This window comes from Acetobacterium wieringae (assembly GCF_023700225.1).
Lineage (GTDB): Bacteria > Bacillota > Clostridia > Eubacteriales > Eubacteriaceae > Acetobacterium > Acetobacterium wieringae.
In genome coordinates this window covers 386,236-410,862 of record NZ_CP097897.1, presented here as the reverse complement: position 1 = coordinate 410,862, position 24,627 = coordinate 386,236, and the positions used below count along the sequence as shown (strand labels likewise).

The following is a 24,627-nucleotide window of genomic DNA, read 5'->3' as shown; positions in this document are numbered from 1 at the left end:
GTCAATCCTTAGCGGTTTCCTGGAGCCATTTATAATTGGGGCTGTTTCGTCATATTTCTTTTTTCATTTGCCGCAATGGTTTTCGTTGGTGTATACTCATGATGAGTACGTCAAAATCCATTAAAGCAGGTGAATCTTATGCCCGAACTACCAGAAGTCGAAACCGTCCGCCAAACGCTTAAGAATTTTATTATTGGCAAAACAATTAAAGAAATCCAGGTTTATTATGATCCGATTGTCACCGGAGATTCCGATCATTTTGCCAACACCTTAACCGGCCAAACCATCTGCGATATTGATCGGATCGGAAAATATCTGATCTTTATTCTGGATCGTGATGCCTTTATTTCTCATTTACGAATGGAAGGCAAGTATAATATCGTCGACGCATCAACGCCGCTAAACAAGCATGAACACCTGAGCTTTATCTTTCGTGATGGCTCTGAATTACGTTATCAGGACACCCGTAAATTTGGTCGTCTGGAACTGGTCAACAAAGACACCTATCGTCAGGATCTACCGCTTGCCAAGCTTGGCCCCGAGCCCTGGGATGCCGATCCTGAAACGATCTATGCCAAAATACATAAGAGCAATCTGCCGATTAAAACCTTGCTATTGGATCAAACCATTATGACTGGAATCGGCAATATTTACGCCAATGAAATCTGTTTTACGCTTAAAATCGATCCCCGTACCCCGGGAAAACGTCTCAGTAAAAGGCGGGTGGCCGAGTTAATCACCATATCCCGGGAAATTTTGGAACAGGCCATCGCCCAGGGCGGCACCACCATTCATTCCTTTGATGCCAATGGCATTACCGGTTTGTTTCAGCTGCAGTTAAACGTCCATACCCAAAAAATCTGCCCGGTATGTCAGGGAACCATCACCAAAGAAATGGTTCGTGGCCGGGGAACCTATTATTGTAAAACCTGCCAGAAAAAGAAGGGTTAGCCGCCATCGGCTCCATATGATTACTTATAACTGTTTTGTCATTAAACATTGCCGGAAAATTATGCATCCGCCCGGCCAACAGCCACAAAACCACACCAAGAATTAAAAAACCGTCTCCAGGCGCCCACAAAAGCGCTCCTGGAGACGGTTTTTTCTTGATAACGTGATCTGGTCAATCGAAGGAGCCAACGTTTTTAAATCGTGTCGGTGCTGACGGCTATTTCATCTCCAGCACGCCTGGCTTCAGCAGATCCTGGCTGTATAGGCCATTATTTTCCCAATAATATGCCTCCGCTGCTGGCATCAGATGATAGAATTTATAGTAACCGATCTGTCGGTCGCCATTCCGATCGAGTTTGAGCACCCCACCAAGACCATGAAAGCCAGCTTTGGCAAGATATCCGTTAAGTACCTCAGGACTTACGTTACTGCCTTCCTGAAGATAGGCACAACCCAGTAACCAAATCCCGTCAAAGGAGCTGATCAGACTTTCCTTAAGCGGGCCGTCAACTTCCAGTTCGTCGTTGATAACGTAATAAAGAGGATCAAACTTATCCCCATAGGGACTAAAATCAATTGTTGTGTAATCAAGCTGGGCAGCCGTTTCGGCAGCCTCCGAATCATTTTGCAGGGCCTTTGACGAAGCCGAACTGTCGGTACCATACCATTTAAGCTGACGTAAGTTACTGTCTTTTGGCAACGCTTTAAAAAGCTCCACCACTTCATTGTACGAAACCGTCAGAACCGCCGTTTTAGCTGGATCACTGGTTACCAGTGCCGCCTCTGCCATCGATACCGGCATGGCCAGATCCGGATTGGTGGCATCGTAACCAAGGGCTACCACCTCACCGGCAAAACCGGCTTTCATCTGATTGACCATCGCCTGGCCATAGCTGTCATCCGCATAAAGGATAATCAGCTCGTCAATCCCCCGCTGGGCTAACAGCGTCGACAGCGCTTTGGTCTCAACCCCGTCATTCAGCACCAGACGATAGAGCCGATCGGTCTGAGCCAGTGCCATACTTGATGAGAGCGGTGAAATGGCAGTAATTCCGGCTGCATCAAACACCGGCTTAACAGCCTCTAACTCAGCACTGTTAATTGGTCCAATAATACTATTTATTCCCTGCGCCGTCAGGGTCTTAGCTGCCGCAACGGCCTGAGCATTGTCACTGCCTGTATCCTCGACCATAAGAGTCAGGCTTAAATCCGTGTTGCGGCTTTTTGCATAATTGTTAAACTGATCCACCGCATATTCAAGGATCATTTTTATTTCTTCACCATTCTCACTCCGGTTTCCCGTTAGCGGCAATAATGCGCCTATTTTGACTTCGCCACCAATTGGCGAAATTTTTTCTTCAATCGTCTGAACAATCGGCTCGCCGGCTCCGAGGCTGACAACATGGCCCATACACTTCCAGCGGTAGGCATCACCCTCTTTGATGCAAACATAGCGCATATACTTTGAGCCCTTGGTATCACCATTTTCGTCCATCGTGTTAAAGGAGCCAAAAGCATTTCGAAAGTTTGCCGCCTGGGTTACCAATCCGGATTTTAAAACCTCATACTCGGGGTTTGCTCCAACCACGCCGTAGGTATCGGCCAACAGCCATAAGGCATCCCATGTTGTGAGGGCATAGGGGGAATCGTCACTGGCACCATCAAGTCGAGCCCGCAGATAAGGCAGGGCATCAAGATCAATGCCCTGATCTCCCAGGGTTAACCCCTCCATTGCTGTTTGTTCCAGAAAAGCCGCCACTTTCTGGTTCTCAACAATTGTCTGATTACCGATAATATCAGCGCTGGCATACCATTTCATTGCCGACAGCTTTTGATCATCTAAGAGATTGACAATCAAATCAGCCGCCATCTGGCTGGGCGCCACCACGACCACCGCCGTCGACGTATTGCTCGCTCCGGCTGCCAATGACTTAATTGTCTCAGAAACGGTGGGATTTTTGGCGCTCTCAGCGGTAATTGCCACTGAGCCAAGAACCTCTATGTTCTGGGCAAAAGCCATTTCATTCAGATAATCGTTATAGCCCCGACCATAGGTGTCATCAACAAAGATCGTTATCAGACTGTCGATCTGCTGGCCATTTTTAATGATCCGGGTGAGACCATCAACCTGACTTTTGTCGGTGCCAACCATTCGAAAGAAGTGATCCGGCAATGACAGTTCTCTGGCCGTTGCCGACGGACTGAGCAGCAGCATTCCATTGGTATTGGCGTAGTCCAGCACCGCCAAGGCTTCCTCACTGATCATCGGACCGATTACCGTTGTGATTCCGGAATTTTTCAGGTTTTCCAGTTCTGCCAGCGCGGTGCCCGGATCACTCTGGGTGTCACGGATTTCAAGCTCAATTTTTAGGCCCTGGTCGGCGAGGTAGCGGTTGACATACGGCAGTGTTGCCTCAAGGGCTTTGTTGGCAGCCGTCCCGGTGGCCTTCCAGGTACCGGTTTCCGGAAGCAGAACTCCAACCTTGATCGTCGCAAGATCCGTCACATCAGCCGTCTTTGGCAGCAACGCCGATGCCCCCATGGCCAACACAAAAACAAGCAATAGCGTAATGACTGATTTTTTCATTGTTCTCCTCTTTTCTTTTATTCAATACGTAATCGATTTTTCATCGTTCAACTTATTAGCCGAAACGAATTTAAAAACAGCGTTTTTGTCTCAATGGGCGATAACTGTCCGGTTTCTTCCCGAGTGCTTGGCCTGATAGAGGGCGTGGTCGGCGTGATTAATCAGGGCATCAAAATCAGTGGTTGTCTGATCACGTTCTGCCACGCCAATACTGACTGTCACCGTGATGCATTTTTCTCCAAATATCGTGGTCTTTTGTGCCACTGCTTTCCGGAAATCCTCAGCTTTTGCATAGGCCTTTTCAGCATCGGTGTTTAACAACACAACCGCAAACTCTTCTCCGCCAATCCGGCCGACAATGTCGGTACCCCGGAAGGCCTCCTTAAGCATCGCTGAAAAATTTCGAAGTACGACATCGCCGCCATGATGACCATACGAATCGTTGATTTTCTTAAAAAAATCGATATCCATCATCAGCACTGACAACGTTTCCTGGACGGATCGGGCCTGCTGGTCGGCCTTTTCGGCACACTCCCTAAAGCGTCGTCGATTATTGAGACCGGTGAGTTCATCAGTATTGGCGATTTCTGTCAGCCGCTGTTTCAAACTTTCCCGCTCCGTGACATCTTCAAAGGTGATCAGATGACCAACAGTTTCTTTTTTGTTTTGAATACTGCGGGTGTTGATGTTAACATAACGGTCTTCTTTGGCAACACTGAAATGACAAACCTGATCCTCCGAATTCTTGATACGCTCCCACAAATCCGGATGTTTCGCCAACAGAATTTCCAATTGGTCTTCTTTTAGCGACGCATTGAACCAACTAAAAAACGTGATGCTGGCTTCGTTAAAGTCGACAACCCGATAAAAACGATTGACGAGAATCAGGCCAGCACTGCTATCCTCAAAAACCCGTTCCCGGGCCAGATCTTTAATTTCCAGAAAATTATAGCGTGTTAAGGATAAATTGATTAACAAAACACAGGGCGGCAAAATCAATGCCGTGTAGTCAATCCCGATGCCGAAAAGATTCACCGTTACCAACAGCAATGCCAGATATGGCAATACCGAAGCCAGCAGCAGTAGTCTGAACTGGATTCTTTCATCACCAGTGCTGTTTCGAAAACGCTGAAAATAAAACCAGGTACATAAAACCAGGGTAATCAACACATAGGCCGTCTGAACATAATACCAGGGGCCTTTGATCAACAACATGTAGTTGACCCCCATAAACTGATGAATCCCAATTTGGCTGTAATATAAATGATGCCAGTCGTTGGATAGGCGCAGCAGAAATGTGAAAATCGGAATCGCAAAGACCACCAGACCGCCAAATCCCTGGAAGAATTTGCCCTTGCCGGTGTACAACATGCTCACCATTAACCACAACGCCGGAAAAAACGGAATCCCGAAATATTGCACCTGATTCCAAAAATACATATCCTGAAGCGAGCTGGCATTGATTTCCACCAGATAACCCAGCAGATAAATCTGCAAGGTCAGACTGAGTGCCCCAAATGCCTTGGCATAGCTTGATTTACCCCGAACAAACGAATTGATAAACATAAAGGAAAGCAATAGAACCCCAATGTATAGATAAATACTGACAAATTTAATAATCATTTTTGCTTTTTAGACCTCCTGATCTGGTTCATTTGTCTGATGTGGCCTCTATCAAACGTACGATTATCCCACTTGGATTCGAACACATAAACAAGCGGGAGATGTCCCTACCAATTAAGATGAATTATACTTTAAATACTAACAAAGCACAAGAAATGAAAAAAACAGCGGTCAACCCAAACCCGCTGTTTTTCTTATCCATTATTGACTCAGTCCTGACTTGGCCGCATCTCTTTGTCTGGAACCATCGCTTCCTCCCGTACCCGGGACTTTTTACCAATCAGCCGCAATAGCGTTAATACCGCGCCAAACAGACAGATCGCTGCCGCTGTCGTATAAACGATTTGCATACCATTAATAAAGGCGCCATTTTGGCCAACCACATAATCGGTGACCCGGTAGCCCAACTCCCCGCTCATGCTGCCATAAAGCAAGGTGGTTGCCAATGCAATCCCACAAACCATCCCCATATTCCTTACCAGGGCATTGATGCTCCCGGCAATCCCCAACTGATGTCTACTTACCGTCGACATGATCAGGGAATTATTTGGCGACTGAAACAAGCCCATCCCCACTGATAAGATGACAATAAAAATAACCATGGTCATCAGGGAAGACTGCTCCGTCAGGGTCGCCATTAAAAATAAACCCAGACTGATCAGCAACAGACCGATGAAGGTTAACAATTCTGAGCCAATTTTATCAGAAACATGACCGCTGAGTGGTGCCAGAACGGTTAAAACCAAAGGGAAAATCATCATAACCAGCCCCGCCTGCTCCGGTGAGTAGATCATCACATCCTGCAGATAGAAGGGCTGAATAATACTGTTGCAGAAAAGCCCCACAAAGGTAATAAACGCACAAAAGATGCTTAGTGAAAATAATTTATTCTTAAAGATAGCCAAAGGAATCAAGGGGTTTTCCCGTTTTTTTTCGACCCTGATAAAGGCAATAAACGACAGGATTGAAACGATAAAGCCCGTTAGGATCAACGGATTTAAAAAGCCCAGACTGGGTACCTGCCCCAGGGCCACAAATAAGGGCACGATACTGAACATGAACAGAACTGCCCCCAGCACATCCAACCGCTCTGTGGTTTTTTTATTACTTCTTGGCAGCAGCTTAAGGGCAAAGAATAGAACCACTACCCCCACTGGAACATTGATCAGAAAGATATATTCCCAACTGGCGGCCCCGACAATGATGCCTCCCAATCCGGGGCCAACCAACGATCCCAGGGCTACGGATGTGCCGGTTAAACCCAGGGCCTTGCCCCGCTCAGTGGCCGGAAAAACCTGGGTGATAATGCCTTGATTATTGGCCATGGTTGCAGCGGCGCCAACCGCCTGAACAATCCGGGCACCAATCAGCACCGGAAAGGAACTGGTAATCCCACAGAGCAGTGACCCCAGGGTAAACATGGCAATACCAAAGGTGAAAATTCTGGTCTTGCCCAGCATGTCTCCCAGTTTTCCAAAGATCAAAATAATTCCGACAATAACAATCAGATAGCTGGTCACCACCAGCTGAATCTGTGCGGTATCGACATCCATTGCCCGGGCCATCTGAGGCAGCGCGACATTGACGATGCTGCTGTCCAGAGTTGCCATAAAGGTCGACATCACTACAATCAGCAGAATCGGCCATTTATTTTTTTCATAACTTTTTTCCATTTATTCCTCCTCGGCCCTGAGCTGCTGGGTTCGCATAAAGATTTTTTTCATCGCTACCAGGGTCACAGCCTTCTCTTCCGGGGTTAAATCGACTGAGATCAAGTCCACGATCTCCTGAATATCCCTGTGCATCTTGGGTAATACGGCTCTGGCTTTTTCGGTCAGATACAATTGATAGGCCCGACAATCCCCATCTTTACCGACTTTATAAACATATTCCAGCTCAATCAGCCGTTTAATCGTGCGGGTGGTCATGGCCTTGTCGTTGCCGATTTTTCGGCTGAGCTGATGAAGACTGACACCCTCATTTTTCTCCAGAATAAAAAGATAGGGCATTGAACCACTGCTTAAGCCATATTTTTTCATTACCTTGTCCAGTTGAATCTGATTATTGCGAAATATTTTATTATTGAGCATAATAAAATGCATGTTTTCAATTTCCAATTGTCCTACTCCTTCTAATATTGACTTGTCAACATTATTATAATTCCTTTGCGTTGAGTTGTCAACTTTTTGCCGACGTTTCCATATCTTGCTCAGCGATTCTTTGAATCTGATCGCTGCTACCGAATCATTCTCATAAAATATGTTACATGCTGTCTATTTTATCCACTTCTGATTATACTTCTCCCCATTGCAATAACGTCACAATGAATTAAATTCATTTAAAACAAAAAATTAAATTGAATTTACTAAAATGATTGGATATAATATTTGAGGTACGTAAGCAGATTCGATTGAATACCCAGGCTGTGAAGAGTAACAGCATCTACAAAACGTAGATCAGCGGTAAAATCATTCAAGGAAAAGTGGTGAAAAATGACCTGAATTATTGTTTAAACACATTTTAATTTATGATCAAAGGAGTATTACATGAAGTATGAAAAAACCTTGGTGTCGAGGATTCTACTGACAGTTGTTTTGCCTGTTGCTTTTATTTTTCTAGTAACCGTTGGCTTATCACTGTATGTCCTGAGCCTGAACTTCGACCAGTATTTTACAATCCCAAACAGCATAATCCTGATTTATGCACTCGGATTGCTTGTCATCGTTGGCGTGATTTTAGTGGGTTTTAATAAAACCTCGAACCAAATAACTCAGCTAACTAAAATTGCCAATCGCATCGTTGCCGGTGATGTCAACATAGACCATGAAGCAACACTGACCCACGACCAGCTGGGTCAATTAGGTTACACCTTAACGGAAATCGCCGGGAATATTAAATCTCAGGCAGATATTGCAAGCCGGATCGGTGTTGGTGATCTTTCCGTCACGATAACCCCAAAATCCGAAAAAGATCTGCTGGGGAACAGTTTGCAACGTATGCAAACCGCAATGGTAAATCTCGTCGATTATCTGGCAATGCTGCCAGAAAGCATCAAGCCAGGATTTGATTTGGATCAGAATCACACCGATGCTTTGGGTGGTGATTTCAAAAATGCGATCAACCGGACCAATCAGGCCATCGCAATACTGGCCTATGAAAAAGACTTCTATGCAGCAATCCTGGATGCTATGCCTTACCGTGTTACCGCTGTTGACAATGATTTGAAAATCACCTTTCTCAATAAAGCACTGGGTGACTTGATGAAAAAAACCGGCACTGCCGAACATCGGGAAGATATGTATGGTCACGCCTGTTCTGATTGTAATCTAGAGATCTGCAAGACTGAAAATTGTGGCGTTACTGCATTTAAAAAAAGCGGTCGAACCGAATACCCCTTTGAATTCAAAGGCCGCTATTATCGCATGGACACGGCTGCTATTCTTGATAAAGATGGCTCTACCATCGGCTATCTGGAAATCTCTCACGATACAACACCAAATGAAAGCGTAGCCCAGTACACCAAAAAAGAAGTACTCCGTTTGGAGCAAAATCTGGAACGATTATCACTCGGTAACCTGGATTTTGATCTAGACATTCAGATACCCGATGAATACACCCATGCCACCCACGAACAGTTTATGACCATCGAAAAGAACTTAATCTGTGTGAAAGAATCCATTGGTGATCTCATCGCTGATGCCACCCAGCTGACCCGAGCCGCAATTCAGGGCGAGCTGGAGGTCCGGGCCGATGAAACCCGTTTTAGTGGTTCCTGGCAAAAACTGATTAAGGGCATGAATGGAATCCTTGCAAAAATTTCAAAACCCATTAACGAAGTGGCGGCAGCATTGAATGATATGTCTGAAGGAAATTTAAACGCGACCGTAACTGGCACCTACAAAGGCCGTTTCGATGCCCTGAAAACCGCCGTCAACACCATGGGCAGCCGCTTCAGAACGGTCGTAACTGAAATTTCAGCTGTGACTGAAGAAATCGGCAACGGCAATCTGAGCATCGATGACATGCGTGTCTACCGAGGCGATTTCAATGCCATTTCTATTTCGCTTAATGCGATTATTAAAAAGTTAAATGATCTCCTTGGTGACATCAACAATGCGGCTGAACAAGTTAATACCGGTGCCAACCAGATTGCTGACAGTAGTCAATCCTTGGCCCAGGGCTCCACCGAGCAAGCCAGCTCGATTCAGGAGTTAACCGCATCCATCGCTGAAATCGCCGACCAGACGAAACACAATGCCGTTGATGCCAATAAGGCCCGAGCATTGGCCGCTGACGTCATGGAAAACGCTGATAAGGGTACTACTCAAATGATCAGAATGCAGCAATCGATGATCGACATGAACAAGTCCTCTGATGATATTTCTAAAATTATAAAAGTCATTGATGATATTGCCTTCCAAACCAATATTCTGGCGCTCAATGCGGCGGTTGAAGCGGCCCGGGCCGGACAACACGGCAAAGGTTTTGCCGTCGTCGCCGAAGAAGTCCGGACCTTGGCTGCCCGCAGTGCCGATGCCGCCAAAGAAACAACCGGACTGATCGAAGGGTCCATCCAAAAGGTTCAGGAAGGAACAAAAATTGCCGATGAAACAGCTGCAGCACTTGATGAAATTGTCAGTGGCATCGATCAAGTTACCGGTCTGATTGGCAATATTGCCACCGCCTCCAATGAACAGGCCACAGGCATTGCCCAAATCAACCTGGGAGTCGAACAAGTTGCCCAGGTTGTTCAGCAGAACTCAGCCACCGCCGAACAAAGTGCCGCTGCCAGTGAAGAATTATCCGGCCAATCGGTTTTATTAAAACAGATGATTAATCAATTTCAACTGAGATAATCCACAATAATTTGTCAATTACACTACCAACGCAAGGCCACCACATTAAGTGGTGGTTTTTGCGTTGGTATGTAATACAAATCAGATAATCTGTAAATCTCTCATTCTAATTAAGGTATCTTTCTTCAGATTGCCGTTCATTCTTGACTTTGTTATGAAAAATCGCTAGGATATAGCTTAGACAAAGAATCATCATTCGGACTAAAGTATCATCGGGTCTATCACGACGCCTATTTAGGAAGGTAAATTTATGGAAAAAGAAATCAGTCGCAGAGATCGAAAAAAACGCCAGGTACTCACTACTCTCGTCGATGTGACAATGAAACTGTTTATTGAAAAAGGATTTGCAGAAACAACCATCGCTGAAATTGCATCGGCTGCAGATATTGGCACGGGCACCTTTTATAATTATTTTCATTCAAAAGAAGATGTTCTGAGATATGTTTTGACAAAAAATCTGGATGAAACAAAGGACTCCCTGGAAGAACTGAATCGCTCTTCCATGAGTCCTCCGGAAAAAATCTCTCAAATTCTGTTAACCATCGGTAAAATTTTTAAAGAAAATCAGCAATTATTTAACTTATGCAATCGCCATCTTTCTCTGATGGGGCCACCCCATGGAACTAAATTTAAAGATATCTTGGTAGCCATAATCCAGGAAGGGCGAATAAATGGCGATTTCAGAAATGATGTACCCATTGAAATGATCACCGAACTGTTTATGGGTTTAATCAAATCTGCCCTTACCAGTCATGCAAAAATTTCTTTTGAGGAAAACCTCAACTATAAATTGAAACTGTTTATGAATGGACTTTTAACAAAATAATACGGCAATAAAACGTCAGCTTGGTGTCTCTTATGGACCTTATTTTAATAATCTTTTTAAACCTGCCGCATCGACAAGCCGATTCACCAGATCACCGCCAATGCCGATGACGGTTTCCTCATGCGTGAATTCGGTGATTTTTTCATCAAAAAGAATAGTGGCCTGAGCTGGCAGCTCCTCATCGCCATCCCAAAATAAAAATCGAATTGGCATACAGACAAAGGCCATGGCCTGAAATCCGGCGTCTGAATTTGGTAACCGTTCAAACCCCAGTTTTTCTGCCGCCTCAATCAATTGCTCTGTTTTCCCTTCAAAGGTTTTGGCAAAAGGCATCAGGGTTGATTTTTTAAAGGCCGGACTAAATGGTGCTGCACCCCGGAGTTCATGAAGAGGAATAAAATTACCAGAATTTCTCGGTGCTTCTTTCGAAAAATAAAACAAATGATAAATAGCTGACTGAGTATAAAAATCCACCTCTTCCTGGGGATTTTCAAGATTATGAATTCTGGCATCCACTCGGTTAATCTCGTAATTGACACCAAAATAAGTAATCGGTAAATTATTTTCATTGTATCCGGGCAGTCCTAAGGCCGCATAACGTTCTTCATAGTCAAACTCCAGCGCCTTTAGTCGCCAATATTCACATACATTTTTATAATTATCTTGTTCCATCTTCAGTCTCCTCCATTTTATCTATGCTTAGCGTTTACAAAGTAGCAGGAGCTTAACCCGCTGCTTCGCAATTTATTATTCTTTAATCAGCAATTAACAGTTATCTTGAATTTATTCATTTATGAATTTATTCATAAATATATTATCTTCATTTCTTTATTTTGTCAACAACAATCCATTCAATCACTATCTTTTTCTCATCTCAAAAAACATGCTCCACCGCCGTCACTTGGATGTTTTTTCTTTTTAAAATCATACAACGAGTATAACGTTTAGCTATTGATTCTAAATTAATCTTGTCAGATCGGACAAATATTTGCAAAAAAGAAAAAACAGCCGACTGATATAAAGTCCGCTGTTTTTTATTTGGGTGAGGTGGATGTTATTACCTTAATAATTTAGTCCATGAACCTTGAAATAAGGTTGAAAAGAAAGCTGTCTCCTAAAGCTTGATCAAATGTCCTTGTCAATCAGGGGAAAATCCCCTTAATCTCTTCAGCATAAATCAACCGTTTCAGAGCGATGATATAGGCCGCCATCCGCAATGAACACTGGGATTGCTGACTTTCTTCGAGAATTTCAATAAATGCGGCTGACATAATTTTCTCCAGGGTTTTATTGACCTGCTCCCGGTTCCAGGTTAAGATCTGAATATTCTGAACCCACTCAAAATAAGAAACGATGACCCCACCGCTGTTGGCAAAAATATCCGGCACCAGGACGATGCCCCGTTCTTCCAATAGCGCATCGGCGGCCACGCTGGTCGGACCGTTGGCGCCTTCAATGACATAAGAACACTGCAGTTTTTCGGCATTTTCAGCATTGATCTGGTTCTCCAGCGCCGCCGGGATCAGCACATCACATTTGCAGGTCAGGACTTCCTCATGGGAAATATGACGGACCCCCGCTTTCTGATAATCTTTTAACTGCTTACCGGTAAGCTCCAGAAACTCCGATATTTCATCAGCATCCAAACCGTTTTCGCAGTAAATTCCTCCCGAAACATCACTTAAGGCCACAATTTTACTGCCCCGATGAAAAAGAATCCGGGCGGCATTCCCACCGACATTGCCCATCCCCGAGATTGCCACCGAAACATCCGCAAGCTGCTTGCCATCCCGTTCCAGAATCAGTTTGGTACTGATCGCCACGCCCCGGCCAGTGGCCGAATTCCGTCCTTTAGAGCCACCCAGCTCCAAGGGTTTTCCGGTGACCACCCCAGGGCAGGGCTTACCTTTTAGCATGCTATAGGTATCCAGAATCCAGGCCATGGTTTGGGAGTTGGTGTTAACGTCTGGTGCTGGAATATCCATATCCGCACCAATTAGCGGTTCGATGGCAAAGGCGTAACGTCTGGTCAGTTTGCGCAGTTCCCGTTGAGAAAGCGTATTGGGATCAACCCGCACCCCACCTTTAGCCCCACCGTAGGGAATATTAACGACTGCACATTTTAACGACATCCAGGTGGCCAGGGCCTTGACTTCATTTAAATTACAATCCTGATGAAAGCGGATCCCGCCTTTAAACGGCCCCCGGATATTGGAATGCTGAACTCGATAGCCTTCAAAAACCTGTACCGTTCCATCATCCATTTCCACCGGCAAATAGACCTTTGTTTCCCTTTGGGGGTTTTTAATGATATCAAACATATACTGATTCATCCCGCCAATTTCCATTGCCTCTGTCATTACATCTACCACGTTCGAATAGGGATCATAGAATTCGCTCATACACTTGTCTCCTGCTTATAATTTGTTGCGGCACATCAACTGAAAACAATCATAAACTTAAAGCATTTACATTGTCAATAACTCAACACAAAACGATGATACCTAATTATTTTAAGTGTATTCACCTAATTTAAAAAGTTTTTTCACTTCTTTACTTAATTTAATTATGTTACAATATTGTAACAAACATCGACTATTTTACACTAATAATCCATTTTCAATTATTTTCAATAATTCAGGAGACTAAATAATGAAAAACAAACAATTGGACGCCATCGATCTGCAGATATTAAATCTGCTCCAGAAAAACGGCCGGATCTCAATCAAAGAACTGGTCGCTCAGGTCTATCTCTCGTCACCGGCGGTTTCTTCCCGGATCGAACAACTGGAAAAGAATAATTATATTAGCGGCTATCAGGCGGTAGTGAATCCCATCAAAATGGGCTATCATATCAAGGCCTTTGTCAATCTGGAGGTTGAACCGATCCGCAAAAAAGAGTTCTATCCCTACATCCAGGGCTGCAATAATGTGATCGAATGCAATTGTGTCACCGGTGATTATTCGATGCTACTGGAAGTTCTTTTCCCCAGCACCAGCGAATTGGATGGCTTCATCGGCGAACTGCAACGATTCGGCCGAACTAAAACCCTGATTGTCTTTTCAACTTCGGTGGAGCATCGGGGGATTGAGTTTGCTTTGGAATAAATCGGAGGCAAACATTTTGATTGCCTCCGATCATCTGCTGATAAGCCCGTGTTAATTTTTTAAGCCCTTACCATAAGATTTTTTCCGTTAATTTTTACTTATTTAAGCAGCATCTTATTGACCGCATTAATCAGTGCCAGGGCACTGGCCCGCATCACATCCTGTTCGATGGCTTTACCCGAGAACAACTGGTCATCGCAGCGAATCTGGGCGGTGACCTTGCCCAGACTCCCTTTGCCCCGACTGAGGCTGTTGATCCGGTAATCGATGAGTTCAATGGGCGCCCCGATAGCTTCCATAATCGCTCCATAAAGGGCATCAATAACCCCGGATCCGCTGCGGCTGCTCACCACTTCCTGCTCACCTTTTACCAGCCTAACTGTTGCTACTGGTAACCCTCCGGTCTCACCTGTAGCTGATAATCAAGTAGCTGCCATAATTCCGGGCTCGTAGCACTGCTGGGAACGCCACTGTTTTTCAGCAGTGTCAGGACATCATTGTCGTAGATTTCTTTTTTTGCATCGGCCATCGTCAAAAACTGCTGGTAGATGGCTGCCACTGAGACCTCAGGAATATCAAACCCAGACGCTTTGTGACGTGCATAAACGCATGTCGGCCTGATCTGGCAGTGAGGACAATTTCCATTGCCGGTGCTCCGATGGTTTGTGGATCCATAATTTCATAAACATCCTTGGATTTGAGCAGCCCATCCTGATGGATTCCCGAGGAATGAGCAAAGGCATTTTCTCCGGTGATGGCCTTGTTCACCTGAATATCCAACCCCATGGTGGCACTGACCATCCGTGATGTTTCGTAGATTTTTTTGGAGTCCACCGTGGTGTGTCCACCATAATAAGCCGGGTGAAGCGAAATTCCCATGACCACTTCTTCCAGTGCGGTATTTCCAGCCCGCTCACCGATCCCATTGATGGTACATTCCACCTTATCGGCACCGTTCTTAACGGCTGCCAGGGTATTGGCAGTGGCCAGACCGGTGTCATTATGACAATGAACACTGAGCATCACCTTGGGGTCGAGATTTTTCAGCCGATCATTGATACGATAAATCAGCTTACCGAATTCCTCGGGAATGGCAAACCCCACCGTATCCGGCACATTGATGATGGTGGCACCAGCCTTAACCACCGCTTCAATGGTTTGCCAGAGATACTCAAACTCCGAGCGGCTGGCATCTTCCAACGAATACTGAACCTGGGGTAGCAGACTGCTGGCATATTTAACTGCGCCGACACCCATCTCGATAACCTGCTCCGGTGTTTTCTTAAATTTCTTGGCGACGTGAACACCTGATGAACCCAAAACAATATGAATCAACGGATTTTCGGCCGCCCGGATACTCTCATAAATGCAATCAATATCTGCTTCCACCGCCCGACCCAGGGCCGCAATCCAGACGTCCTGGCCGATTTTTCGGCTAATCGCCCGAACGGCCTCAAAATCCCCCTGGGATGACGACGGAAAGCCTACCTCCATCATATCGACCTTCATTTTGGCAATCTGCTGGGCCACCTCCAGCTTTTCGGCCAGATTCAATTTGGCCCCCGGCACCTGCTCACCATCTCTTAAGGTGGTGTCAAAAACATAAATTTTTCGTGACATACTCTTTCTCCTTTTATGAATATAGTTTAGATAATTTAGAAACAAAGAACAATGATTGCTTTGTGCTCAGTTTCCACAAACAATTTTTTAACGTGTAGGCGAACAGTTCATCGAACTGTCCGCCGTACAGTGTAGAAATTCGCGAAGGCAACGAGCCAATCACAAGCTTGCTTGTAGTTGGCGACTGCCCGCGACCTCGAAGAAATTCGCATCGCGATTTCTTCTGGTGTTTCGTGCGAAACTGATCGCAAAGCTCACGGCACTTTCTTAATTACCTAATTTGGGGTAAAAAAAGCTCCCTTATCATCTCAATCAGAGACGAAAAGGGAGCTTTCCGCGGTACCACTCTTATTCACACAGAAGACTGCATGCACTTTATCGATACCCTTTACTGCCCCTGAAGATTCTTTTTCGTCTAAAATTAGTGTATAAAAAAACGCCTGTCTCAAACGAGACAGACGAAAAATCTGCTATACCACTCTTTTTATAAATCTTCAATACGGGCTTAATAAAACCGATATCCATCCCCTGTAACGGTGGGCTTCCGTCTTAACCTAATTTTCGCCGACTCTATCGGCGCTGTTTCAGCAAGCAACTCCGAGGTGAGTTCATCATCTTCTGATTTCTGCTTCACACCACCCAGCAGATCTCTGCAAATCATCCAACAACTACTATTCCGCATCTACGTCTTTCTGATATTTTATTCATCATAAACGAATCAAACCCGTTTGTCAACCCAATAAAGCAGAAAAAGCAGCCGTTTATAAACAGCTGCCAATGATAGTGAAGTGAAAAAAGATGTCGAAACTTTTCTCACTTCACAAATTATAAATTGTTAAGCTTAACTTTCTCTGTAACTTTTCATTTATTTAAGCAGATGTTAAAGAAAGATGAAAGACAATGCTCTTTATTTCTAAAAACGCCCAATCTTTTTACACCGCCATCCATGCCATGTCTGGTTGTAATCTGATTGCCTGCTTGTCCGTTACACATAATGATCCCGGCCAGAATTAGCGGAAAATCTCCCGGGCCATTTTCTTCGCTGTGGGGGTGTCGGCCAGTCCGCCTTCTGCCGTTTCTTTGAGCGTTTTCGGCATCGCATCCCCAATGTCTTTCATGGCGGCAATCACCTCATCCACCGGTATGACACTCTCAATACCCGCCAGGGCCATTTCTGCAGCAATCAGGGCATTGGCCGCCCCGCTGGCATTGCGCTTGACACAGGGCACTTCGACCAGCCCGGCCACCGGATCACAGACCAGCCCCAGTACGCTTTTTATGGCAATGGCACAGGCATGGGCGCACATTTGCGGGGTACCGCCCATCAGCTCAACCGCTGCCGCTGCAGCCATTGCCGCCGCAGCACTGCCACATTCGGCCTGACAGCCACCTTCAGCCCCGGATATACTGGCTTTTTTGGCAATTACCATACCCAACCCGGCGGCGGTAAAAAGACTCATCACCACCTGCGCTTCGGTTAAATCGTATGCTTCTTTCAAGGTCAGCAAAAGAGCCGGAATGATCCCGCAGGAACCAGCGGTGGGGGCTGCCACAATTCGCCCCATGCAGGCATTCACTTCGGCAATGGCCAGGGCCTTAGCCAGCGTTTCGCTGAGCACCATCCCGCCGAGGGACTGGCCAGCATGAATGGCTTGTTTCATTTTAAGCGCATCCCCGCCACTCAAACCACTGGCTGACTTACTCCCGCTGTTTAAGCCTTTACTTGCGGCTTCGGCCATCACCTGCAGGCTTTTATTCATTTCTTCGATCAGGTCTTGCTGGGATCTTTCCATCTGCAGCGCCTGATCGGCCAGAACCAAGGCCGAAATAGGTTTTCCTTTTTTTGTCGCCTTGTCTGCCAGTTCCTGTACGGAATCATAACTTATCATCTTCGCTCCTAATAGATTGGTTTGATTAAAACCGCCTTTTTTACAGAGTTCACCGCTTCAATTAAACTGACCAGTTCTTCGTTAATGGCCTGGTCGGTTTCAATCACCATCATTGCTTCACCGCCCCGTTGGGAGCGATACATGTTCATCTCGGCAATGTTGATCCCCTGATCAGCCAGCAAATTGGTCACTGCCGCGATCATTCCCGGCGTATCATGATGGGGCACCAGCAGAGTGTAGTATTCGCCATTAAACTTGACATTGATCTCATTAATCCGGTTGACCACAATTCGGCCACCACCCACCGATGATCCCTGGACAATGGTTTTTTTGCCCTGTGAATCAACCGCTGCAATCAGAGCCGTATTGGGATGAACCGCTTTGTTGCCGGATTTTTTAAATTTAAAGGCCATGCCCAGGTCCCGAGCCAGCTCCAGACTGTCTTTGATGCGTTCATCATCCGGAGCCATCCCCAATAAGCCAGCAATAATTGCCTTATCGGTTCCGTGGCCCTTATAGGTTTGGGCAAACGAACCATAGAGCTCTATCGTCACCGTCGCTGGCTGCCCACCGGACACCGCCCGGGCGATTTTTCCGATCCGCACCGCTCCGGCCGTATGGGAACTGGAGGGGCCCACCATAATCGGTCCAATAATGTCAAATACATTCATCCCAACCTCACTCTTTTGGCATCAGCCAGACTTTTAATTACCTCTCCTCAACGATGCCATCTTTTTTATTTTCTTACCCTGAACACTCTTTTTTAAGCATCCGCCTTCTGACTGAATTTAAGAACTGGTTTACGTACTGCTTTTACCTCATCCAACCGCCCGACAATGGTATCATGGGGTGCCGATTTTACTACTTCAGGATTTTCTTTGGCTTCCCGGGCAATCTGTTTCATCGCCGCAATAAAAGCATCCAGGGTTTCTTTGCTTTCGGTTTCGGTTGGTTCAATCATTAGTGCTTCTTTGACAATCAACGGAAAATAGATCGTCGGCGGATGATAGCCAAAATCAATCAGACGCTTGGCAATATCAAGTGCCGACACACCGGCTTTTGCCTGCTTTTGAGCTGAAAAAACAACTTCATGCATACAGGTTTTTCCGAATGGCAATTCATAATCCTCACAGAGCCCAGCACGGATATAGTTAGCATTTAGCACCGCCATTTCTGAAGCTTCCCGTAGTCCCTTTGCCCCTAATGAACGGATGTAGGAAAACGCTTTAACGACCACTAAAAAATTACCATAGAACGATTTAACCCGGCCAATTGACAGCGGCCGGTCACCATCAAGATAATAGCCATTGGTGCCGCTTTCCACTACCGGCCCTGGCAGAAAGGGAACCAATTCTTTTTTGACTCCCACCGGACCTGAACCCGGGCCGCCACCGCCATGAGGTGTGCTAAAGGTTTTGTGGAGATTGAGATGTACCACATCAAAGCCCATGTCACCCGGGCGGGTTTTGCCCATGATGGCGTTCATATTGGCACCGTCATAATAGAGCAGGCCTCCTGTCTGATGGACGATCTTCGCTATTTCGACAATATTTTCTTCAAACAAGCCCAGAGTACTGGGATTGGTCAGCATCAGTCCGGCAATTTCATCACTCATCACCGCCTGCAGTGCTTCAAGATCAACCCCACCAGCCGGATTGGACTTCACCTCGATGACATCAAAACCAACAACCGCCGCCGAAGCCGGATTGGTGCCATGGGATGAATCCGGCACGACAATTTTTTGTCGCTTGGTATCACCTCGGTGCTGATGATAGGCTTTAATGATCATCAGTCCCGCCATTTCGCCATGGGCGCCAGCCGCGGGTTGCAGCGATACCCGTTCCATTCCGGTAATCTCTGCCAGCATTCGATCGGTTTGATAAAGCACTTCCAGACAGCCTTGAACAGTCTGCTCGGGCTGATAGGGGTGAACCCCGGTAAAACCACGGTACTGAGCCACCGCTTCATTAACTTTGGGGTTATATTTCATGGTACAGGAGCCTAGGGGATAAAAACCCGAATCAACCCCATGATTCAGCTGCGACAGGGCCGTAAAGTGGCGGATTGTATCGATCTCGCTGACCTCCGGTAAGGCCACTTCTTCTGTACGTAAAAACGCTTCAGGGATCATGGAATCAATGGATAGCTCGGGAACATCACACATTGGCAGAATATCGGCTTTTCTTCCCGGAACCGACTTTTCAAAAATAAGCGCTTCTTGTTTAATCACAATGCTTCACCACCTTTTCTACCAGCTGATCCATTTCCTGGCGGGTTCGTTTTTCAGTGACCGCCAGCAACCAGCCATACTCAAACTCCGGATAGGCCTTTTTTAATTCATAACCGCCGATGATTCCATCCCCCAGCAGATCTTTGTTTAAGTCTTCCGGTGCAGTTGTGCCGATAACTGCAAACTCTTTAAAGAATGGGGCTGTAAAAGCCGGGGTAAATTTTCCGGTGGCAATCAGCCTGTCATAGAGATAATGGGCTTTACGAAGGCATAGGGTAGCCACCTCTTTTAGCCCCGCCTTGCCCAGTAACGTCAGATAAATCGTTGCTGCCAAGGCATTCAGAGCCTGATTCGAACAGATATTGGACGTCGCCTTATCCCGCCGGATATGCTGTTCTCTGGTCTGAAGGGTTAAGACAAAAGCCCGTTTGCCGTCATGGTCAGTGGTTTCTCCAACCACACGACCAGGCAATTTTCGCATCAGAGCCTTGGTTGTTGCCATAAAACCCAGTCCCGGCCCGCCGAAACTGATTGGATTCCCCAAGCACTGACCATCTCCAACCACGATATCGGCCCCCAATTCGCCGGGAGATCTAAGAATTGCCAAAGAAATGGGATCGACGGCAGCAATAAACAAGGCTTTTTGTTGATGGGCAAGGGCTGACACCTGGTTCAACTCTTCAATAGCGCCAAAAAAGTTCGGACTTTGCACAATCACCGCAGCAGTCTGCGCGCTGCATAAGGCTTCAAGCTGGTTTAAATCGATGGTACCATTTTGAAAACCAATTTCTCTCACCTGCACATTTTTAAAGCGGGCATAGGTTTGCACCACCTGGCGATGCTCGGGAGCAACGGTGCTGGCAATCAGAACTTCGTCCCGACCCGTCTGACTGACAGCCATTGCCACCGCTTCGGCCAGTGCCGTGGCGCCATCGTACATTGACGCATTGGCAATCTCCATTCCGGTCAGCTCACAGATCATCGATTGAAACTCAAAGATTGCCTGCAGGGTGCCCTGACTGATTTCCGGCTGATAGGGTGTGTAAGCCGTGTAGAATTCCTGTCGGGAGGTCAGACTTGCCAACAACACTGGGAATAAAATGATCATACGCCCCGGCTCCCAAAAACAGGCGTAGCTGTCCAGGTTGGTATTTTTTTGTGCCAGCTCCCGCATCAGGGTGATCAACTCCATTTCTGACAGGGCTTCCGGCAACGCCAGTTCCCGGTCCAGCCGGACTGCCCCGGGGATGTCCGCAAAGAGTGCGTCCCGGGATGTCAGACCCAGCTTTTTTAGCATCGCCTGTTGTTCTTCTCCGGTTGTTGATAAATAAGATGCCATCGGTGTTTTCCTCCTTTAAAGTGTGGCTTTCAGTTTTTCAAGTTGTTCTGCTATCGCTTCATCATCAAAGCAGTATTTCATTGTAGTAAACTGGCTGCGGAGCTTTTTAGCGTCTTCCGCCACTGTTTTTTTACGCAAAATCACATCGGCCATCAGCTCAGCCGTCTCTTTAAAGGCTTCCCTGGTAAAGCCAAAGCGGGTCATCTCAGCAACACCAATGCGGATTGCACCGGAAGCAGTGAAGCCCTCTTCCTCCGGTGTTGCCTGATAATTAATGATGATATTGCTTTCTTCAAGACGTCTCGCCACTTCCGGACCGATACCATAACCAACCCGCACCACCACCTGGTGGGTCTCGGTATAGGAAATCTGTGGATCACCGGCCACATCAAGACCAGCTTCAGCCAGCGCTTTGGCAAAATATTTGGCATTCTCGATGACAGTGCGCTGATAATCATCTTTAAAATAATTCATTTCGTAGGCCGCCATTAACAGACCCAACATCGTGCCCAGATGGTGGTTACTGACACTGCCTGGAAACGCCCGAGTCTCGATGGTTTCCCAAAGGCCATACTTATAATCATCCTTGTCATAATTTCCGGGCAATGACCCCACGCTGGGTTCCAAAAATGTTTTATGGGTGGAACCAGTCACCAGCTCAGCCCCTTCTTTAAAGGGATCCTGGAAATAATCACCAACCAGTCCCAGGACGTGGGCCATGTCATACATAATCACCGCATTGAGCTTCTGATCATCGATAAATTGGCGTATTTCCTGTACCGGTTCCTTGTGCAGAACCATGCTCTTACCAAAGATAATTAATTCTGGACGATACGTCGCAATGACCTTTTTGGTTTCTTCGACATCGATCTTAAAGAGGTTATCGGGCTCCACCGGGAAATTGACAACTGCCGTTTTTTCCGTCCGGGGATCGACGGCGATATAGTCATGCAGGGCACCCATTGGCTGGGCGCTTAAATGACCACCACGGATAATATGATTGTTCAGGATATAGCCCAACCGCTTGGCCTCAACCTTACGGTTGACCCGATTCTTGTAATCCATCAAAGCACTAAAGACTGCCGTATTGGCCATTTGCCCGCTGATTACCCGAGTTTCAACCTCGGCACAGTTAAAGTACTGCTTGAATTCTTCCATCAGCAAATATTCAATCTCGTCGATAAAAGCTGTTCCCTGATAATAAAAAACGTCATAATCATAAAAGGATTTGGTTTTTTTGTGCTCTGCGTAGCGAAACGACGGATCCATCACTGATAACAACCGTACCGCTGACGAATGAGCCTGTTCCGACGGAATCAGGTTAATGGTTTCATACTGCCGGTGATGGGTATTGTCAAGGCTCTTCTTTAGCAGATTGAGGGCTTTGCCGGGATAATTGGCGGCGCTTTCAAACTGTCTTGTTACCTCCACGCCATAAAGAATCGGGCGGGCATACGGGGGCGCATCACTTTTTAAATGATATGGCACAATCACCGCCGCCACCCGTTTGTTGCGGATTTCGACCTCCACCGGATCATTGATTTCGACATCGCCATCAAGCAGCGCCAGACCAATCCCACGCATCGCTTTTTCATCGGTTATCTTGCTATCCAGTCCATAGCCCTCGGCTTTTAAATAGGGTACCATGGTGGCACTGGTGATCACGCCGACTTCCCTGCCATCTTTAAAAACCTTGCATCCGGCCCGGGCTACACCTTTGCCGGTAATCGCCAACGATCTGACAATTCTGGGCAGTTTGGATAAATCGCTAAAATCCCGTTCCATGATGGCCTTAAAGCCGCAATACTGTTCCCGAAGTGGTTCCCGCCCCAGATAATTACCCTTATCCTCGGCAAAGCTGACAGCAAATTTAGCCAGTGGACAGGAGAAAATCGGAATCTCCTGACCCTCGTTATCCAGTCCCAGTTCGTGTCCATATAGCGGCAGACCGGCTTCCAGTCTTAATGTATCCCGGGCCCCCAGACCGACGGCCATGGCACCCAATCCCAGCAGCTTTTCCCAGATTTCCGGGCTTTGCTCCGCCTTGGCAAACAGTTCAAAACCCAGGGGTTCTCCCGTATAGCCGGTTCGGGCAATCAGGAGGGGGGCCCCGTGGTAATTAAGAATTCCCAATGCATTCTTAAGGGGTTCGGTCAAAAATTCGCTTCCGGTCAATTTTTTTAAAATATTCTTGGCTTCCGGGCCTTGCAGTGAAATCATCGCCAGCTCAGCGGATTGATCTGTTATTTGGGCATCAAAGGCTTTGATTTCATTATTCAGATGCTGCCAATCTTTGTCGGCGTTGGCCGCATTCACTACCAGCAGGTAGCGATCTTCATAAAAGCGGTAAAGGTAGGCATCATCAATGGCACCGCCGTTTTTGTTGGGAATCATCGTATACTGGGCCTGAAGCAGATCCAGCGCAAAAACATTGTTGGTCAGGACATACTGTAAAAAAGCGGTGGCCTCTTTTCCGGTGATGATGAAGCGGGCCATATGTGAAACATCAAAGATGCCCGCTTTAATCCGGGTATGGAGATGCTCATCAACAATGCCATGGGGATACTGAATTGGCATCTCCCAGCCCCCAAAATCTACCAAGGTGGCTCCGGCTTTGACGTGATTGTCATATAATACGGTGTGTTTTAAATCTCCCATTTGCTGATCTCGCACGCTTTCTATTCCTGACAAAACGCTTCGTACTCGGTTGCGTCCATCAAGTCATCAACTTCTGTGGGATCATCCATTTCAACACAAATCAACCAGTTTTCAAAGGCATCGGTATTAATCAGCTCTGGCTCATCATTCAGCGCTTCGTTAATTTTCTCGACCGTTCCGGCCACCGGCAAATAAATATCGGAAGCCGCCTTAACCGATTCGACCACCCCAAAGGTTTGATCCTTATCGATATGATCACCCACTTCCGGCAATTCAACAAAAACAATGTCCCCCAGGGAATGTTGGGCGTAATCGGTAATCCCAATGGTGGCCCGATTGCCTTCTACTTTAACCCATTCATGATCCTTTGAATACTTCAACCCTTCAACAATTCTCATTTTTCAATCCTCCATTTTTCTAATTTTACAAAAAAACAAAAAAAGCAGAAAGCTAGTGCCTTCTGCTCTGTTATTGACCTGAGAGATTCCTGTTTTAAAGTTGCCCCTTCGGTGCGTCTTCGCTTTCCAGAGAGATGTCCAGATGCGGTCCTCTTTACCTGAGATCATCTCCGATATTATGGCTAATACCAGCTTATTCCTTCGGTGCTGCACACTCTGCAGTCTCTCCCGTATCCATCATTCATCATACCATCGTTTAATTGTATTCTTCAGCCTGATCTATTTATCAAGTTGTTGTGAGTATACACTGCTGCCCCGGTAATTGTCAACCACTGAAACCATATTATTTCAAACGGTGGCTATTTTTATTGTAACTGTCCTTTACCCGAATAGCCGCCCACTTTCGCGAAACGGCTGTTTTCTTCGTGAATTGTTATGCGTATACACTTTAATATCTGTTAGAATAAACTAGCTTTAAATGTAGAATTCAAGTGATGATGCGATACGATATTCACTCAATTTAGCGTAAACCTGTAAGGAGA

At 46.3% G+C, this 24,627-nt stretch carries 19 protein-coding genes, 2 riboswitches and 1 other annotated feature; of the genes, 4 read left to right on the top strand and 15 right to left on the bottom strand.

Annotation, left to right across the window (positions count from 1 at the left end):
• Nucleotides 1–138 precede the first annotated feature (138 nt).
• Nucleotides 139–951 (top strand): DNA-formamidopyrimidine glycosylase, encoded by an 813-nt coding sequence (gene mutM / locus CHL1_RS01910; protein WP_070369617.1) that lies wholly within the window; start codon nucleotides 139–141, stop codon nucleotides 949–951.
• Between the two features lie 217 nt (nucleotides 952–1,168).
• Here the strand turns inward: mutM and CHL1_RS01905 are convergent, their stop codons facing one another.
• The 4 genes from CHL1_RS01905 to CHL1_RS01890 all read right to left on the bottom strand — a co-directional run bounded on the left by CHL1_RS01905 (nucleotide 1,169) and on the right by CHL1_RS01890 (nucleotide 7,278).
• Nucleotides 1,169–3,538 (bottom strand): ABC transporter substrate-binding protein, encoded by a 2,370-nt coding sequence (locus CHL1_RS01905; protein ID WP_250934479.1) that lies wholly within the window; start codon nucleotides 3,536–3,538, stop codon nucleotides 1,169–1,171.
• A 90-nt stretch (nucleotides 3,539–3,628) separates the two neighbouring features.
• Nucleotides 3,629–5,161, bottom strand: coding sequence for a histidine kinase N-terminal 7TM domain-containing diguanylate cyclase (locus CHL1_RS01900; RefSeq protein ID WP_250934478.1), 1,533 nt, complete (start codon nucleotides 5,159–5,161; stop codon nucleotides 3,629–3,631).
• 209 nt (nucleotides 5,162–5,370) lie between these two features.
• The gene (locus CHL1_RS01895) at nucleotides 5,371–6,834 is read right to left on the bottom strand and encodes an MFS transporter (protein WP_070369620.1); all 1,464 of its coding nucleotides are present in this window, start codon (nucleotides 6,832–6,834) and stop codon (nucleotides 5,371–5,373) included.
• Nucleotides 6,835–7,278 (bottom strand): MarR family winged helix-turn-helix transcriptional regulator, encoded by a 444-nt coding sequence (locus tag CHL1_RS01890; protein ID WP_070369621.1) that lies wholly within the window; start codon nucleotides 7,276–7,278, stop codon nucleotides 6,835–6,837. It abuts the gene before it with no gap.
• A gap of 429 nt (nucleotides 7,279–7,707) precedes the next feature.
• Between CHL1_RS01890 and CHL1_RS01885 the strand changes: the two genes are divergently transcribed.
• Together CHL1_RS01885 and CHL1_RS01880 are read left to right on the top strand one after the other, a co-directional pair.
• A complete protein-coding gene (locus tag CHL1_RS01885) occupies nucleotides 7,708–10,017 on the top strand; it encodes a methyl-accepting chemotaxis protein (protein WP_250934477.1) in 2,310 nt (769 codons plus the stop codon).
• A gap of 250 nt (nucleotides 10,018–10,267) precedes the next feature.
• Nucleotides 10,268–10,843, top strand: a complete 576-nt coding sequence (locus CHL1_RS01880; protein ID WP_250934476.1) for a TetR/AcrR family transcriptional regulator — start codon at nucleotides 10,268–10,270, stop codon at nucleotides 10,841–10,843.
• 39 nt (nucleotides 10,844–10,882) lie between these two features.
• On the opposite strand, the gene CHL1_RS01875 is transcribed toward CHL1_RS01880, so the two are convergent.
• Nucleotides 10,883–11,515, bottom strand: a complete 633-nt coding sequence (locus tag CHL1_RS01875) for a DUF3786 domain-containing protein (protein ID WP_250934475.1) — start codon at nucleotides 11,513–11,515, stop codon at nucleotides 10,883–10,885.
• 470 nt (nucleotides 11,516–11,985) lie between these two features.
• Nucleotides 11,986–13,245 carry a Glu/Leu/Phe/Val family dehydrogenase gene (locus CHL1_RS01870; protein ID WP_250934474.1) on the bottom strand — a complete coding sequence of 420 codons (1,260 nt, stop codon included), beginning with the start codon at nucleotides 13,243–13,245 and terminating at the stop codon, nucleotides 11,986–11,988.
• A gap of 265 nt (nucleotides 13,246–13,510) precedes the next feature.
• On the opposite strand from CHL1_RS01870, the gene CHL1_RS01865 reads away from it, so the two are divergent.
• Nucleotides 13,511–13,951: an Lrp/AsnC family transcriptional regulator gene (locus tag CHL1_RS01865; protein WP_338078308.1), complete on the top strand. Its 441-nt coding sequence runs from the start codon at nucleotides 13,511–13,513 to the stop codon at nucleotides 13,949–13,951.
• A 98-nt stretch (nucleotides 13,952–14,049) separates the two neighbouring features.
• Here the strand turns inward: CHL1_RS01865 and CHL1_RS01860 are convergent, their stop codons facing one another.
• From CHL1_RS01860 to gcvH, 9 genes are all read right to left on the bottom strand, one after another.
• Nucleotides 14,050–14,301: an alpha-isopropylmalate synthase regulatory domain-containing protein gene (locus CHL1_RS01860; RefSeq protein ID WP_250934472.1), complete on the bottom strand. Its 252-nt coding sequence runs from the start codon at nucleotides 14,299–14,301 to the stop codon at nucleotides 14,050–14,052.
• 35 nt (nucleotides 14,302–14,336) lie between these two features.
• Nucleotides 14,337–14,510: a hypothetical protein gene (locus CHL1_RS01855; protein ID WP_250934471.1), complete on the bottom strand. Its 174-nt coding sequence runs from the start codon at nucleotides 14,508–14,510 to the stop codon at nucleotides 14,337–14,339.
• A complete protein-coding gene (locus CHL1_RS01850) occupies nucleotides 14,483–15,571 on the bottom strand; it encodes a 2-isopropylmalate synthase (RefSeq protein WP_250934470.1) in 1,089 nt (362 codons plus the stop codon). Before CHL1_RS01850 ends, CHL1_RS01855 begins: the two co-directional genes overlap by 28 nt.
• A gap of 311 nt (nucleotides 15,572–15,882) precedes the next feature.
• Nucleotides 15,883–16,265: a binding site (T-box leader), on the bottom strand.
• A 316-nt stretch (nucleotides 16,266–16,581) separates the two neighbouring features.
• Complete coding sequence (sdaAA, locus tag CHL1_RS01845) at nucleotides 16,582–17,460, bottom strand: L-serine ammonia-lyase, iron-sulfur-dependent, subunit alpha (protein WP_250934469.1); 879 nt, start codon at nucleotides 17,458–17,460, stop codon at nucleotides 16,582–16,584.
• A gap of 8 nt (nucleotides 17,461–17,468) precedes the next feature.
• On the bottom strand, nucleotides 17,469–18,131 hold the full coding sequence (sdaAB, locus tag CHL1_RS01840; protein WP_148638003.1) for an L-serine ammonia-lyase, iron-sulfur-dependent subunit beta: 663 nt from the start codon (nucleotides 18,129–18,131) through the stop codon (nucleotides 17,469–17,471).
• 92 nt (nucleotides 18,132–18,223) lie between these two features.
• Nucleotides 18,224–19,690 (bottom strand): aminomethyl-transferring glycine dehydrogenase subunit GcvPB, encoded by a 1,467-nt coding sequence (gcvPB, locus tag CHL1_RS01835; RefSeq protein WP_276520468.1) that lies wholly within the window; start codon nucleotides 19,688–19,690, stop codon nucleotides 18,224–18,226.
• Complete coding sequence (gene gcvPA, locus CHL1_RS01830) at nucleotides 19,683–21,029, bottom strand: aminomethyl-transferring glycine dehydrogenase subunit GcvPA (protein ID WP_250934468.1); 1,347 nt, start codon at nucleotides 21,027–21,029, stop codon at nucleotides 19,683–19,685. The genes gcvPB and gcvPA overlap by 8 nt, the downstream gene beginning before the upstream one ends.
• A 15-nt stretch (nucleotides 21,030–21,044) precedes the next feature.
• The gene (gene gcvT / locus CHL1_RS01825; protein ID WP_250934467.1) at nucleotides 21,045–23,687 is read right to left on the bottom strand and encodes a glycine cleavage system aminomethyltransferase GcvT; all 2,643 of its coding nucleotides are present in this window, start codon (nucleotides 23,685–23,687) and stop codon (nucleotides 21,045–21,047) included.
• A gap of 20 nt (nucleotides 23,688–23,707) precedes the next feature.
• Nucleotides 23,708–24,085, bottom strand: a complete 378-nt coding sequence (gene gcvH / locus CHL1_RS01820) for a glycine cleavage system protein GcvH (RefSeq protein WP_070369632.1) — start codon at nucleotides 24,083–24,085, stop codon at nucleotides 23,708–23,710.
• 65 nt (nucleotides 24,086–24,150) lie between these two features.
• A riboswitch (glycine riboswitch) is annotated at nucleotides 24,151–24,217 on the bottom strand.
• 3 nt (nucleotides 24,218–24,220) lie between these two features.
• Nucleotides 24,221–24,326, bottom strand: a riboswitch (glycine riboswitch).
• Nucleotides 24,327–24,627: the final 301 nt, after the last annotated feature.